Here is a 14,925-nt window from a genome sequence, read left to right as displayed (position 1 = left end):
TGCGGCATCCGGCGACGAGAGGGAGCAGACTCGGGGAAGGACGATCACCGAGGAGCGACCGTGACCACCACGCCATCCGCCGGGGTGCGGAGCGCCAGCGACCTGCTGAACCTGGATGACGAGTTCAGTGCCTCCGAGCTCGAGCTGCGGGCGCGCGTGCGCGAGTTCGTGGACCGGCGGGTGCGGCCCCACATCGCGGGGTGGTTCGACAGGGCTCACTTCCCCGTCGAACTCGTCCCGGAGCTTGCGGAGCTCGGTCTGCTCGGACTGCACCTGCCGGGCTACGGATGCGCCGGCGGCACCGCCGTCGACTACGGCATCGCCATCCAGGAGCTGGAGGCCGGGGATTCCGGCATCCGCACCTTCGTCTCGGTGCAGGGATCGCTGGCCATGTCGGCGATCCACAAGCACGGCTCGGAGGTGCAGAAGCAGGAATGGCTTCCCCGGATGGCGCGGGGCGAAGTGATCGGCTGCTTCGGCCTCACTGAAGCGGGAGCCGGCTCGGATCCCTCGAGCATGACCACGAGCGCGCGGCTCGAAGCGGGGGAGTGGGTGCTGAACGGCGCGAAGCGGTGGATCGGACTCGCCTCGATCGCCGACATCGCCATCATCTGGGCGAAGACCGACGAGGGGCTGCGCGGATTCGTGGTGCCGACCGACTCACCGGGTTTCACCGCCACCCCGATCGAGCCGAAGCTGTCGATGCGCGCTTCGGTGCAGTGCGACATCCGGCTCGCCGACGTGCGCCTGCCCGAGGATGCCGTGCTTCCGGGTGCGGTCGGACTGAAGGGTCCCTTCTCGTGTCTCAACGAGGGGCGCTACGGCATCGCCTGGGGTGCCGTCGGAGCCGCCCGCGACTGCTTCGACCAGGCGCTCTCCTACGCGCTCGAACGGAGGCAGTTCGACAAGCCGCTGGCCGGGTTCCAGCTCACGCAGCAGAAGCTCGTGAACTGGGCGCTCGAGATCCAGAAGGGCCAGCTGCTGGCGCTGCACCTCGGCCGGCTCAAGGACGCGGGACGGCTGCAGCACCACATGATCTCTGCGGCGAAGCTCAACAACACCCGCATGGCGATCGAGATCGCGCGGGAGGCGCGCGCCGTGATCGGGGCCAACGGGATCACCTTGGACTACTCGCCGCTGCGCCACGCCAACAACCTCGAGTCGGTGCGCACCTACGAGGGCACCGACGAAGTGCACACCGTCATCCTCGGCCAGCACATCACGGGCATCTCGGCATTCCGCGCGTAGCGACGCGACCGCACCGCCGTCCTACGCGTCGCGAAGGGGCGACGAGGGTGCGGCGCGACTCGAGCGCCTCGGCGAGCACCCCGTCCCACGCACGCAGGAAGGCGTCCAGCCCGTAGTGCTCGAGGGCGTGGCGCCGAGCCTGCAGGCCCCGCTCCACCGCGAAGGAGGGGTCGTCGATCAGCCGCCGGATCCCGGCCGAGAGCTCGTCGAGGTCGTTCGAGACGAGACCGGCCTCAGGCGGCACCGCGCGCGCCACCTCAGTGGTAGCGAGGCCGACCACCGGCATCCCGAGGTGCATCGCCTCGAGCAGGGCGAGCCCCAAGGATGTCCAGCGGAAGGGATGCAGGTACACCCGGCGTTTCGCCAGCAGCCCCTGCAGCTCGCTCGTCGACAGGTTGCCGGCGTGGGCGAGGGCGGCGGGCGAGACGCCGAGCGCGGACGGGAGCCCGTCGCCCTTCATGCCGAAGACGTCCAAGGGAGCGACCCGCGAGAACCAGGGCAGGAGGTCGGTCCCGGTGACGCGTCCGCGGCGCAGCGGCTCGTTCACTACCACCCCCACCCGCGGCAGCTCGCCCGTGTAGAGCGGTCCGGGATCGGGCACCCCGTGCTGCACCACTACGGTGCGGGCGATGCCGTTGTCCCAGAACAGCCGGTTGAAGTGCGTGACGTGCACGATCGGGATGTCGTCGCGGTCGGCGAGCGGATGCCTCGTGCCCGTGGCATCCGGTCCCGGCGTGTTGTGCTCGAGGAACACGGCGGGAAGGTCGTGCCCCGGCACGCGCCCGGTGAGTCGCTCGACGAGGGCGATCTCCTCGGGCCGCTGCAGCACCACGACGTCGATATCGGTCTCGTGCAGGGCCTCGAGCGGGACCTCGATCGCGGCGGGCCAGTTCCTGTCGCCGATGCCGCCGTCGCCGTTCTCGCCGACGGGCAGCAGGTACTCGTGGTCGCCACGGACGAAGCCGTCGGTGTACCCGCCGTGCACATGCCAGAACAGCACCTTCACCGCCGCACCTCCATGCCCTCGGGCAGCACTGACGTTCTTCGGGTACGCGTCATAGGGGCATCGTGCACCGTCAGAGGCGGTTCACCGAGGGGGTTGAGAAGTGCCGCACTTCTGCATCACAATGGCTGGTCGATCCCGAACCCCGCGCTGTGGGAACTCCTCGATTCGCGCCCCGCCGTTCGCGCTGCAGTTCTCGACGCTTCCCCGGCGCTCGCGCTGCACTTCTCTGCGCGCGCTGCGCGAATTGGCGCCGCGCGTGCAGGAAAGAGCAGCGCGAGCGGATGCCCGCCGGAAACAGCAGAGCGAGGGGATGCCGCGGCTCAGGGGTCGATGGCGACCGCCCGGCGCTCGCGCTGCACTTCTTCGCGCGCGCTGTGCGAATCGGCGCCGCGCGAGCAGGAAACAGCAGCGCGAGCGGATGCCGGCCGAGACGGGCAGCGCGAGCGGATGCCCGCCGGTCAGCGGTCGATGGCCACTGCGGCATGCTCGGCGGCCCACGATGCGAGCAGTCGCAGCCGATCGGCCGAGGGCGAGCCGGGTTCGGCCGTGTAGATCATCAGCACGACACCCGGTTCGGCGGTGACCGCCAGCTCCTCGTACGCCAGCACCATCTCGCCGACGACCGGGTGGTTGAAGCGCTTGGTGCCGGCGCCGTGGGTGCGCACGTCATGGGCGCCCCAGAGCGTGCGGAACACCTCGCTTCGCGTCGAGAGCTCGCCCACCAGATCCTGCAGCCCCTTGTCGTGCGGGTCCCGGCCGGCTTCTGTGCGCATGATCGCGACGCACATCTCGGCGAACAGCTCCCAGTCGGGATAGAACTCCCGGGAGGCCGGGTCGAGGAACTGGAACCGCGCGAGGTTGGGCGTGCGCCCGCCGTCGCCGATCAGCGGCGCGTAGAAGGCGCGCCCGAGGGCGTTCGTGGCCAGCACATCCTGGTGCTGGTCGCGCACGAACGCGACCCCGTCGGTGATGGCGTTCAACGCCCACTGCAGGCTGGCCCTGGATGCCGTCGGTCGTGCGGCTCGTCGGCGGGGACGCCCGGAGGAGGGGATGCCGTCGGCCGCGCGAGCCAGGTCGAGAAGATGCGCGCGCTCGGTGTCATCGAGCTGGAGCGCCCGCGCCATCGCGTCCAGCACCGACGCGGACGCGCCGGCGATCGCGCCGCGCTCCAGCTTGGCGTAGTACTCGACGCTGAGCCCCGCGAGCGATGCGACCTCCGTGCGCCGAAGGCCCGCGACACGCCTGTTCGATCCGGCGGGGATGCCCGCGGCATCCGGCGTCAGCTTCGCCCGGCGAGACATCAGGAACTCGCGCACCTCGGATCGGTTGTCCATGCGGCCAGACTAGGTGCGGCATCCGCGTCGAGGAATGCCCTGGCAGTACACCTCTTATCGGGAAACACCTTTCCGAGGAACCCCGCGCCGGATGCACTCTGGGATCGGTACGGTCGAAGGGTGACGAGTCAGAGTCCGGACGATGAGGTCGATCTGCTGATCGACGCGTGGTCGCGGCGTCTGCCCGAAGCCGACCTGACGCCGCTGGATGTGATGTCCCGGCTGAGACGGGCATCGATCCGGCTCGCTCGCCTGCGCTCGGAGGCGTTCGCCACTGCGGAGCTCGCCTCCTGGGAGTTCGACGTTCTCGCCGCCCTGCGAAGGGCCGAGCCGCCGCACGAGCTCAGCCCCGCACAGCTGATCGAGAGGACCATGATCGGCAGCGCGGCGATGTCGCACCGACTGGTGAATCTGGCGAACCGGGGGCTCGTCGAGCGCGAGCCCAATCCGCATGACGGCCGCAGCGTGATCATCCGACTGACGGATGCCGGGGCGGCCAAGGTCGACATGGCGATGACCGAGCTCGTGCGCCTCGAGCGCCAGGCGCTCAGCGTGCTGAGCCAGGACGACCGCGCGCACCTCGCGCGCACGCTGCGCGCCCTCATCCAGGACTGACGGACCGACTCCCGGCCGGCCGCCCACGGGGCCGTGGTCAGTCCGACGGCTCTGTCGGCTCGCCGCCGATGCGGTCGAAGAAGCCGGACTTCTCGGCCTCGTAGTCCGCGGCGCGGCGCTTCACGGCGTTGTACTCCTCACGCGCTCGCGGATCGTCCGCCATGCGGCGCCACGACGTCACGAACCGGCGATCGTGCTCGGAGCCGACGATCGTGACGGCGATGCCGACGGGCGGCCCGTCCGCGCGCTCGAAGGCGGCGAGCCACGGCGTCCAGATCTCCGGATGCACTGGTACGAAGCGCCCGGACATGCGGTGCAAGCCGGCGACGGCACCCGCGAACTGCTGCCGGGTCACCCGCAGCTGCAGGTCGATGTCTCCCTTGGTGAGCAGGCCCTCGAGGCTGCTGCCCCCGGTGAGGGTGAGTTCTCCCTCGATCCCCGCCTCCGCGAGCGTCCGGCGCTCCTCGTTGAGGATCATGCGCGCCGCGGCGACCGACTCCGCCGTCGTCGTGCGGAGCACAGGCCCGGTCGTGCCGCGGGGACGCAGCGGGCCGGCGAGGATGCGGGCGGTGAGGGCGTCGACATCCCACGGATCGGCGAGGGCTGGCCAATCCACCCCGAAGCGCAGCGGGCTGATGTCCTCGATCCACCAGGTCGCCAGGCCTTGGAGGCCCGTGATCAGCTGAGCCGATGCGTCGTCGTGCTCGGAGCGCCCGCTCACCACGACGTCGAACGGCTCGTCCGAGGCGCGGTGCTCCCGGACGTAGTCCACGACCTGCCGGAGCACCTCGGTGCCATCGGCCGCCCCGCCGAGCGGCATGACCCCCTGGTAGCGAGCGGCTCGCCGGAACGGCCGGCGATTCGGCCAGGCGCCGCCGACCCAGATCGGTACCGGAGTGACGGGAACGGGCAGGAACGTCATCGGCTCGAGCGTGTAGTGCGTGCCGCGGAACCCGAATTGCTCGCCCGACCACAGGCCCTTCAGGATCTCGAGACTCTCGTCGAGCTTCTCGGCCCGGATGCGGGGATCGGTCGAGTCGCCGAAGAAGCGGAAGTCCCACTCCGTCGGCTCACCGAGCCCGACCCCGAGGATGAGGCGCCCCTTCGAGAAGTTCTGCAGCGACACGGTCTGCCGCGCCAGTTCCCACGGGCGGCGGCGGGCGAGGGGCGTGACGAGCGGCCCGATCATGATCGTCGATGTCGCCGCCGCGACGGCGGTCAGCGCGACCCACGGATCGACATGCGCGTTCTTGTCGAACTCGCAGAAGAGCAGGTGGTCCCACAGGAAGAACCCGTCCCAGCCGGCGCTCTCCGCCTGTGCGGCGAGGTCGGCGAGAACGGCGGCATCGCCGAAGGCCCCGAAATTGGGCAGGTGCAGTCCGAACTTCATGGTGCTCTCCCTCTGCGCGGGCGCCGACCGGCCGGCCGCCGCCCGGTTCACCCCGCGAGAAGGCTCTCAGGTGCCACCGTCATCACTCACCCATCATGAGGCCCTCGATCGAGTGCTTCTGCGTGATCGGGGTCAGCTCGTCGACGATCGGGCTGACGAGATGCTGCTTCACCCGATCCGGCAGCGAGTCGTAGAATGGCCGTGTGAGCGCCATGTCGTGATGCTCGGCATTGCCCGCGCCGGGGGCGTCCACCCCGAGCACGAGCACGGGCCGCGATTTGTCGGAGGTGTTGGCGGTGCCACGGTGCAGGGTCAGCGCCGACCGAGCCGAGATGTCGCCGCGCTGCGGGTACTTGCGCTGGGCCAGGCCGATGTAGCGCGAGTAGAGCGACTTGTCGGGGAACATGTCGTGCTCGAAGCCCTCGGGGAGGTCCCACTGCGTGGTCGGCGCGATCTCGAACGGCCCCATGTCGGGCTCGGTGTCCACCGCCGTCACGTTGAACGCGAGCGAGGTGAGGCGCCCCGTGCGGATGGTCTCCTCGGGCATCGGGAAGTCGCGATGCCACGGCTGATCCTTGGCGCCGGGGTTCGGCACGTCGAACCCGAGTTCGACGATCTGGTAGTCCGGACCCAGCACGGCCTCGCAGACGCCCCGCACCCACGGGTGATCCACGAGGTCGAGCCAGCCGCGCATCTGCTCGGGATGGATCTCGACGTAGTGACGCTTTGGGCCTCGGCCCACCGCGCCGCCGGGGCGGGTGAGCGCCTCGGCGTACGCGACCTCGATGTCCTCCCGCATCCGGTCCACCCATTCGGGACTGAAGGCGGCCTTCTTTCCGATGATCCCTTCGGTGTAGATCGCCCGGACCGCCGCTGCGATCTCCGGGTCGAGGTCCTGCGAGAGGCTCTCCGCCCACTGCTCGCGCTGCTGGATGTCGGTCATCATCGCCCTTTCTCTTCTTCGATGGAGGTACTGTGCTGCCACGGCCGATCCAGGTCGACCACCGGACCGTCCGGCCGGAAGTCGATCGGGGCGAGGTGCAGCTGTCGTTCGGTGCCGTCCGCGTTCCAGGCGTGGAAGGCGATCACGTCGGAGCCGTCCGGCCCGACCACGAGGGAGTTGTGACCCGGGCCGATCAGCAGCTCGCTCGTCGCGAGGATCGGCGGCGCATCGTGCGGAGCCGCTTGCCATGGACCGAGCGGATGCGGCGCCGACGCCCAGGACACCTGGTAGCCCGGGCCGGTCCACGCTCCGCCGGAGTACGTCATCCAGTACGCCCCGTGCCGCTTCACGACCGAGGGACCCTCCAGTGTGTGCCAGTCGTACACGGCGCCGTACATGGATCGCGCCCGCTCGTAGAGCTGCCAGTCCGCGACGGGGATCAGGGCCACCACCACATCGGTGAGCTCCGTGGGCGAGTCCAGACGCCCGACCGCGAGGTGGGTGCCCGGTCGATCGCCCTCGAGCACGTCCCGGGCGAAGAAGAGGTACCACCGGCCGTCTTCGTCCCGGAAGGGGTGCGGGTCGATGGCGAAGCTCTCGCCGGGGGTCAGGTTCAGGCCGAGATCGAGGAACGGTCCGGTGGGCTGGTCGGCACGCGCCACCCGGATGTGATGACCGGAGATGTCGTGGCCGACGGAGTAGTACATCCACCACGCGCCATCGCGCCCGCACACCTCCGGAGCCCAGTACTGGTCACCCGATTCGGGTCCGAGGCGCTGGAGCGCGGTACCGGCGTTCGACCACGAGACGAGGTCCGGCGAGAGCAGGACGTCGAAGATCCGGTCGCCGTCCGGGGGAGCGGGATGCGTGCCGTAGGCCGCGTAGCCCTCTTCGCCGAGGCGCAGCACGAAGGGGTCCGCGAAATAACCCGGTCGCGCGGGCGGGCGTAGCGCGTCCGTCGTGTGCTCGCTGCCCATGGTCACTCCCACGGCTCCCAGGGGTCTCGGGGTTCCCACGGCCGGCGTTCGATCGGGCCCACCATCGCCTTGCGGATGACCTCGACCGGCAGCTTCGGCGTACGGTCGGCGCGCACGAGTCCGTTCGTCTCCTGGAGCGTGTCCGACAGCTGGGTGTAGCAGAACCCGGCGAGCACGCGGCTGTCGTGCACGGCGCGCATGACGGACTCCAGGCGCACCTGGAACTCCGCGGCGGTCGTCGCGTCGGTGTAGCCCCAGGCGTCCTTCGTCAGCTCGATGTCGAAGGAGATGCCGCCGAATTCCGTCAGCATCACGGGCGCTTCGGACACGTCGCCCCGCACCACGAGCCGGCGTCCGGCCGGCCCCACTCCCGCGAGGAGCTCGTCGACGGCCGTTCGGTCGCGATACCGCTCGCGCAGGATATCGGCGTCTCCCTCGTAGTCGTGGATGCCGAGGATATCCGTGTCGACCTGCTCCCAGCCGTCGTTCGAGACGACCGGCCGCGTCGGATCGAGGGCCTTCGTCAGGTCCACCAGCGAGGCCGCATAGTGGCGCATGCTCGCGTCATGGGCGATGTGCTGCACGCCCCAGCTCTCGTTCAGGGGCACCCACGTCACGATGGACGGATGGGAGAAGTCGCGGTGCACGACCTCGAGCCACTCCCGCACGGTGCGCCGCACCGAGGTCGGCGTGAACGTGAAGTTCGCCGGCGCCTCGCCCCACACCATGAGCCCGAGACGATCGGCCCAGAACAGGAACCGCGGGTCCTCGAACTTCTGATGCATCCGCGTGGCGTTGAAGCCGAGATCCTTGATGAGCTGCACCTCGTCGCGCAGGGCGTCGGCCGATGGTGCCGCGAGGTGCGATTCGGGCCAGTAGCCCTGGTTCAGCACGGACTTGACGTAGAGCGGGCGGTCGTTCAGCAGGAACACCCCGCGGTCCACCACGGCGCTGCGCAGGCCGAGGTACGACGCGACGGCATCCGTTCGCTCACCATCCATGGAGAGCGTCACCCGTGCGTCGATGAGACGCGGTCGGCGCGGTGACCAGAGCAGCTCGTGGTACGCCTGTCCGTTGGTCTGCCTTGCGAGGGGGATATGGAGTTCCACCTCGGCGCTGCCGACGAGCACGCTCGCCCGCCCGAGCACCTTTCCCGCGAAGTCCAGCTCCACCTCGAGCATGGCGCCGGCCGCGGGTGCCGCGGTCAGGCCGACCCGCGCGTGGACCTGGGCGGTCGCATCATCGCTTCGCCAGTGGATCCAGTCGATGGCGAACACCGGGACCGATTCGAGCCACACGGGCTGCCAGATGCCGCTGGTGCGGTGGTACCAGATCACATGGGGCGACTCGCGCCAGTCCTGCTTGCCGCGGGGCTGGCTGACGTCGAGCGGGTCGTCCTCGACGCGAACAACGAGGTGGTTCTCGCCCCCGGGCTGGATGACGTCGGTGATGTCGAAGGAGAACGGGGTGTGGCCGCCCTCGTGCGAACCCACTCGTTCGCCGTTCACCCACACGATCGCCCGGTAGTCGACGGCGCCGAAGCGCACGATGAGCCGGCGCCCCTCGACATGCCCGGAGGCCCGGATGTCGTCGTCGGACAGTTGCCGGTGATACCAGAGCACGTTGTGGAATCCCGTGTCATGCACCCCGGATGCCGCCGACTCCGGCGGGAAGGGCACGACGATGGTCTGATCGAACTCGGTGCGGTTGTACCACCGCTGCCGCAGGCCTTCGCCGCCGACGTCGAAGGCGAACCCCCAAGGGCCGCTGATGTCAAGCCACTCGCTTCTCACGAGCTGGGGGCGAGGATATGAGCCATCCTGCGTGCTCGCAGATGGCAGCTCAGTCCGGTCATCGGTGATCATGCCGACAAGCATGCCCGAAATATCCAGCGCTGTAAAACATCCATCGAAAAGAATTCAGGGATGGATCGGAGCGCTCTCGCGCAAGACGAGCCGGTGATCGATCAGTTCGTGCCGGCCGACGCCTTCGAAACCCTCGATGCGCTCCACCAGCATCTGCGTCGCGCGGTGCGCCAGTGCCGACGTGTCCGGAGCGATCGAGGTGATGCTGGGGTAGGTCACCCGGCTCATCATGATGTTGTCCCAGCCGGTGAGAGCGACCTCTTGCGGCACCCGGATGCCGCGTTCCTGCAGCGCGCGCAGTGCACCGATCGCCGCCAGATCGTCACGGCAGACCAGGCCGTCGAAGCGGATCCCGGCGTCCCACGCGCTGCCCACCCCCACGACCGCGCCCATGGGCGTGACCGTCTCGCGGGGCAGGAGCAGCCGCGGATCGGGCCGGATCCCCTCGTCCTCCAGCGCCTGCTGGTAGCCCATGATGCGCTGGCTGGAGGCCGCCGACAGCTTGCCGGACTCGTGACCGGTGAAGGCCACGCGACGTCGGCCCATCCTGATCAGGTGGCGGGTGACGTCCCGCGCCGCGGTGAAGTTGTCGACCATGATGCGATCGAGCGTCAGGGGCGCGGCCGCCTCGCCCAGGATGACGATCGGCAGCACGCTGCGGCGCCGCGAGATCTCGAGGGACGACACGACAGCCGGCTGGAACAGCATCCCATCGACCAGGCCGGACTCCGAGTTCTCCAGCACCGCCCGTTCCCCTTCGAGCGTGCCGTCGGTCTCATCCAGCAGCACGCGGTAGCCGAGCTTGCTCGCCGAGGCGGACACCAGACGGGACAGCTCGGCGAAGTACGGGATGCCCACGTTCGAGAACGACAGCGCGATGAGCCCTGTGCGGCCGGTTGCGAGGCGACGGCCCATGAGGTTCGGCCGGTAGTCCAGCTCGTCGATCGCGCGCTGCACCCGCTCCCGGGTGGAGGGGCTCACGTGCTTGTAGCCGCGCACCACGTTGGACACCGTCTTCATGGAGACGCCCGCCAGATCGGCGACATCCTGAAGGCGCACTCCGTTCATGCGGCCCCCTCGTTTCCTTGAGCCGGTGCAGGCTCCGAGTGACTTCAGAGTACACACCTTGACAGCCATATTCCAGCGCTGTAAATTCTCGATCAGCGGTCGGGTGTCCTGTTCCGGCCGCTTCTCATCCGGCTCGTCCGGACAACTCAAAGGAGAGCAATCGCATGAAGAAGCCATGGGCTCGCCGCGCGATCGGTGCGGGAATCGTACTGGCAATCGGCGTCGCTGTGACGGGGTGCGGAGGATCGGGTGGCGCGAACAGCGGCGCTGTCGCCGGTGACGGCGAATACGACGGTCCGGCGGTCGACATCACGTTCTGGCACGGGTGGACGGGCGGTGCCGCTCCGGTCATCGTTCCCAAGCTCATCGAGGAGTTCAACTCGGAGCACGAGAACATCACGGTGAAGGGGGTCCCGCAGGAGTGGGGCGACATCGCCGCCAAGATGCCTCTGGCCATCAAGGCCGGGAAGGGGCCCGACGTCGCGGTGCTGCACGGCGACGACCTCGCCACCTATGCGGCGCAGAACCTGCTGCAGAACGCCGACGGCATCGTCGAGGGTCTCGGCTACACTGCCGACGACTTCCCCCCTGAGGTGTACGACAAGGGCAACTACGACGACGTCCAGTACGCGGTGCCGTGGAGCGTGACCCCGCTCGGCCTCTACGTCAACAAGACCGTGCTGGCGGAGGCGGGCATCACCGAGATCCCGACGGATCAGGAGTCCTACCTGGCTGCGCTCGAGGCGCTCAAGGGCGTCGGCGTGCAGGGCGAATGGGTGGACGGCTACGTGTTCACCGGAACATTCGAATTCCAGAGCCTGATCTGGCAGTACGGCGGCCAGCTCTACAACGACGACGTCACCGAGGCGACCTTCAACTCGGAGGCCGGCGTGCAGGCCCTCACCTGGATGACCGACCTCGTGAAGAACGGCTACAGCCCCGCCAACGTCGCGCAGGACGGCAACATCAAGGCCCTGATCGCCGGCGACACCGCGTTCAACTGGAACGGCGTCTGGCAGACCACCAACACGGCGTTCGAGGACCTCGACTGGGCGGCCGCTCCGGTCCCGCAGATCGGCACCGAACAGGCCGTGTGGTCGAGCTCGACCCACTGGGTGTTCCCGGCCAACAAGGGCCAGAACGCAGACAAGACCGCGGCGGCAGCCGTGTTCGTCAAGTGGATGAACGACAACTCGCTCGGCTGGGCTGAGACGGGTGAACTCCCCGCGGACAATGCGGTGCGGGAGGACCCCGCCCTGCTCGAGCAGTGGCCCAACCTCGCGCCGTTCATGGACGAGCTCGAGTACGCCCGCTACGAGACGGTGTCACCCGGCATCGGTGAGGCCAACGCGCAGATCACCCTCGCGCTCAACGAGGCGCTGAGCGGCAAGAAGACGCCGCAAGAGGCGCTGGATGACGCCGCGGACAAGGCGAACCAGATCCTCGAGTCGAACCAGGCGAAGTACGGTGGCTGACACCACCACCGCAACGGTCGTCGCTCCCCCGCGCCCACGCGCGGGGGGGCGCGGCCCGCGGCGCGAAGCGTCGCCCCGCTCCTCGACTCGCAGCGGCCGTAAGACCCTGATCGCCTACCTCTTCCTCGCGCCCTTCCTCATCCTGTTCCTGACGTTCGTCGTCGGCCCGGCGATCTTCGGGCTCTGGATGAGCTTCACGAACTACAGCCCGTTCCGCGATGGACAGGATTTCGTCGGGCTGCAGAACTACATCAACCTCTTCACGCCCGGCAACAACCTCGCCGACGACTTCTGGAAGTCGATGGGGGCCACCGCGCTCTTCGTGCTCATCAGCGTCCCGTTCCTGGTCGTCGTGCCCCTGCTCATTGCGATGCTGCTCAACCAGAACATCCGGGCGGCAACGACCTTCCGCACGACCTTCTTCGCGCCGTACGTGCTCGGCGTCGCCGTGATCGGCGTGATCTGGGGGTACATCCTGGACACGCAGTCGGGCATCCTGAACTACCTCATGGGGCTCGTCGGATTGCCGTCCAACATCCCCTGGACGGTCGATGTCCCGTGGGTCTGGGTGACGCTCGTCGGTGTCACCGTGTGGTGGACCATGGGCCTGAACACGATCATCTTCCTGGCCGGGCTGAAGGGCATCAACGCCGACCTCTACGAAGCCGCCTCCATCGACGGAGCGGGTCCGACCCGCAAGTTCTGGAACGTCACCATTCCCGGGCTGCGGCCGGTGATGATCTTCATCAGCACCACGACGATCCTCGCCTCGGCGAACATGTTCGGCCAGTCCTACCTGCTCACCAAGGGCGGGCCGGGGACCGACACTCGCACGGTGATCATGTACATCGCCGACCAGGGCTTGTCGCAGAACAACATGGCACCCGCCGCGGCGATGAGCTACATCCTGTTCGCTGCCCTCTCCATCGTCAGCATCATCAATTTCCGGCTGCAGCGTGAGCGGGTCGAGAAGGGCGTGAAATGACCGCCGTCGCAGTTCCCCAACGCAAGATGCCCCCGCGAAAGGTAGCGGGTCGGGTCCTGCTCTACGCCGCGCTGATCGTGCTCGCGCTGATCATCATCCTCCCGCTGTTCTGGATGCTGGTGACGTCGTTCAAGACCGACTCGGATGCGATCCGGCAGCCGTACTCGTTCCCGGATCCGATCTCCCTCGAGGCGTACCAGACGCTGCTCACGTCCGGCCAGCAGCCGATCTTCCGGTGGCTCTTGAACAGCTTCCTGGCGGCCACGCTGCAGACGATCCTCATCCTGGTCACCGCGTCGATGGGGGCGTACGCGCTCGCTCGGCTCGACTTCCCGGGAAAGAAGATCGTGTTCGGTGCGATCATCGCCACGCTGCTGGTTCCGCCGGTGGTGTTCCTCATCCCGAACTACCTGATCGTGCAGAACCTCGGATGGCTCGACACGCTCTGGGCGATCACGGTGCCGGGGGCTGCCGGCGCCTTCGGCATCTTCTTCCTGCGGCAGTTCTTCATCGGCCTCCCCCCGGAGATCGAAGAGGCGGCGAGGATCGACGGCGCGGGCGACATCCGGATCTTCCTGCAGGTCGTGCTGCCGCTGGCGCGGCCGGCGCTCGCGACGCTCGCGGTGCTCTCGTTCCTCGGCAACTGGAACGACTTCCTGTGGCCGGTCTACGTGCTGCTCAGCCCGGAGAACCTGACGCTGCAGCCGGGCCTCGCCCAGCTGCAGGGCGCGTACTCGACGCACTTCGCAATCGTGATGGCTGGAGCGGTGATCGCCTCGGTGCCGGTGCTGATCATCTTCGGACTCGCGCAGAGGCAGATCGTCGAATCGGTCGCGGGATCGGCAGTAAAGGGGTGAGCCATCGGATCTCGAAGGCGGCGGCGTTCGGTGTCGCGGCCGGGTTCCTCACTGCTGCGCTCGGGGCATGCGCCCCGTCCGCACCGGAGGCCGAGCCCGCTCCGACGACCGCCGCCTTCGCGATCGATCAGGACTTCCCTGACCCGGACGTCCTCGAAGTGGACGGCGAGTACATCGCCTTCGCGACCAACTCGCCCGCGGTGAACGTCCAGGTGGCGACGTCCGACGATGTCGAAGAGTGGGATGTCTCGACGGACGATGCGCTTCCGGACCTGCCAGCATGGGCAAGCGAGGGGCGCACGTGGGCTCCGGAGGTGTCCGCGATCACGGGCGGCGGCTACGCGATGTACTTCACAGCCGCCCATACCGAGTCCAACAAGCAGTGCATCGGAGTCGCAATCTCAGAGGTCGCCGGGGGACCATATCTTCCGGTGGAAGGCGATCCCTTCGTCTGCCCGCTCGAGGAGGGCGGCGCCATCGACGCCTCCGTCTTCACAGAAGACGACGGAACGCAATACCTGCTGTGGAAGACCGACGGGAACTGCTGCGGGATGGACACCTGGATCGAGGTGGCGCCCCTGACCGCAGACGGCACGGCGCTCGCTGGGCCGCCCACTCAGCTGTTCCAGCAGACCGAGCTCTGGGAGGGCAACCTCGTCGAAGCTCCCGTCCTCATCAAGCACGAGTCGAAGTACTACGTCTTCTACTCCGCAAACGACTACGGATCATGGAGCTACGCCATCGGCGTGGCATCCGCTCCCTCGATCACTGGCCCCTACACGAAGGAGCCGGACCCGTTCCTGTCGTCGGAGATGACGGAGGGCCGCTACATCGGACCGGGGGGTCAGGACATCGTCGCGACGCCCGAGGGTGATGTCATCGTGTTCCACAGCTGGGACGAGCTGATGATCTACCGCGGCATGCACGAACTTCCGCTCGAGTGGGACGGCGACGTGCCGTCCGTCCAGCTCCCCTGACCGTCGACCACGAAGCGATGCTCCCGCATTCGCCTCGATCGCCGAGCCTGTCGAGGCGTCGTCCCACTGCGGCGACCCTTCGACAGGCTCAGGGACCGGGTGATTCTGTGCGGCGACCCTTCGACAGGCTCAGGGACCGGGTGATTCTGTGCGGCGACCCTTCGACAGGCTCAGGGACCGGGTGA

Annotated in this window: 13 protein-coding genes; 6 read left to right on the top strand and 7 right to left on the bottom strand. The window is 68.3% G+C overall.

What is annotated here, in order from left to right:
- Positions 1-60 precede the first annotated feature (60 nt).
- Complete coding sequence (locus ACPW96_RS01010; RefSeq protein ID WP_425881682.1) at positions 61-1,248, top strand: acyl-CoA dehydrogenase family protein; 1,188 nt, start codon at positions 61-63, stop codon at positions 1,246-1,248.
- Here the strand turns inward: ACPW96_RS01010 and ACPW96_RS01005 are convergent.
- Together ACPW96_RS01005 and ACPW96_RS01000 are read right to left on the bottom strand one after the other, a co-directional pair.
- Complete coding sequence (locus ACPW96_RS01005; RefSeq protein ID WP_425881681.1) at positions 1,220-2,254, bottom strand: glycosyltransferase; 1,035 nt, start codon at positions 2,252-2,254, stop codon at positions 1,220-1,222. The two genes, ACPW96_RS01010 and ACPW96_RS01005, sit on opposite strands and share 29 nt — an antisense overlap.
- A 458-nt stretch (positions 2,255-2,712) precedes the next feature.
- Positions 2,713-3,588: a helix-turn-helix transcriptional regulator gene (locus tag ACPW96_RS01000; RefSeq protein WP_425822535.1), complete on the bottom strand. Its 876-nt coding sequence runs from the start codon at positions 3,586-3,588 to the stop codon at positions 2,713-2,715.
- Positions 3,589-3,708: 120 nt separating this feature from the next.
- On the opposite strand from ACPW96_RS01000, the gene ACPW96_RS00995 reads away from it, so the two are divergent.
- Positions 3,709-4,203 (top strand): MarR family winged helix-turn-helix transcriptional regulator, encoded by a 495-nt coding sequence (locus ACPW96_RS00995; RefSeq protein WP_425822537.1) that lies wholly within the window; start codon positions 3,709-3,711, stop codon positions 4,201-4,203.
- A gap of 37 nt (positions 4,204-4,240) precedes the next feature.
- Here the strand turns inward: ACPW96_RS00995 and ACPW96_RS00990 are convergent, their stop codons facing one another.
- The 5 genes from ACPW96_RS00990 to ACPW96_RS00970 all read right to left on the bottom strand — a co-directional run bounded on the left by ACPW96_RS00990 (position 4,241) and on the right by ACPW96_RS00970 (position 10,446).
- Positions 4,241-5,593, bottom strand: a complete 1,353-nt coding sequence (locus tag ACPW96_RS00990) for an LLM class flavin-dependent oxidoreductase (protein ID WP_425881680.1) — start codon at positions 5,591-5,593, stop codon at positions 4,241-4,243.
- Between the two features lie 82 nt (positions 5,594-5,675).
- Entirely contained in the window at positions 5,676-6,539 is an 864-nt protein-coding gene (locus ACPW96_RS00985) for a phytanoyl-CoA dioxygenase family protein (RefSeq protein ID WP_425822541.1), read from the bottom strand.
- Positions 6,536-7,513, bottom strand: coding sequence for a glycoside hydrolase family 43 protein (locus ACPW96_RS00980; RefSeq protein ID WP_425881679.1), 978 nt, complete (start codon positions 7,511-7,513; stop codon positions 6,536-6,538). The genes ACPW96_RS00985 and ACPW96_RS00980 overlap by 4 nt, the downstream gene beginning before the upstream one ends.
- Positions 7,514-7,515: 2 nt before the next feature.
- A complete protein-coding gene (locus ACPW96_RS00975) occupies positions 7,516-9,306 on the bottom strand; it encodes a glycoside hydrolase family 2 protein (protein ID WP_425881678.1) in 1,791 nt (596 codons plus the stop codon).
- Between the two features lie 126 nt (positions 9,307-9,432).
- The gene (locus tag ACPW96_RS00970) at positions 9,433-10,446 is read right to left on the bottom strand and encodes a LacI family DNA-binding transcriptional regulator (protein WP_425822545.1); all 1,014 of its coding nucleotides are present in this window, start codon (positions 10,444-10,446) and stop codon (positions 9,433-9,435) included.
- A 164-nt stretch (positions 10,447-10,610) separates the two neighbouring features.
- On the opposite strand from ACPW96_RS00970, the gene ACPW96_RS00965 reads away from it, so the two are divergent.
- Genes ACPW96_RS00965 through ACPW96_RS00950 form a run of 4 tightly spaced genes read left to right on the top strand, consistent with a single transcriptional unit; the run spans position 10,611 to position 14,740 of the window.
- Positions 10,611-11,921, top strand: a complete 1,311-nt coding sequence (locus ACPW96_RS00965) for an ABC transporter substrate-binding protein (RefSeq protein ID WP_425822547.1) — start codon at positions 10,611-10,613, stop codon at positions 11,919-11,921.
- Complete coding sequence (locus tag ACPW96_RS00960) at positions 11,914-12,906, top strand: carbohydrate ABC transporter permease (RefSeq protein ID WP_425822549.1); 993 nt, start codon at positions 11,914-11,916, stop codon at positions 12,904-12,906. Before ACPW96_RS00965 ends, ACPW96_RS00960 begins: the two co-directional genes overlap by 8 nt.
- Positions 12,903-13,763: a carbohydrate ABC transporter permease gene (locus ACPW96_RS00955; protein WP_425822551.1), complete on the top strand. Its 861-nt coding sequence runs from the start codon at positions 12,903-12,905 to the stop codon at positions 13,761-13,763. The genes ACPW96_RS00960 and ACPW96_RS00955 overlap by 4 nt, the downstream gene beginning before the upstream one ends.
- Complete coding sequence (locus ACPW96_RS00950; protein WP_425881677.1) at positions 13,760-14,740, top strand: glycoside hydrolase family 43 protein; 981 nt, start codon at positions 13,760-13,762, stop codon at positions 14,738-14,740. Before ACPW96_RS00955 ends, ACPW96_RS00950 begins: the two co-directional genes overlap by 4 nt.
- Positions 14,741-14,925: the final 185 nt, after the last annotated feature.

Source organism: Micromonospora sp. DT81.3 (assembly GCF_049847225.1).
GTDB lineage: Bacteria > Actinomycetota > Actinomycetes > Actinomycetales > Microbacteriaceae > Microbacterium.
The sequence above is the reverse complement of the archived record's forward strand: the minus strand, read 5'-3'. Positions and strand labels throughout refer to the sequence as shown.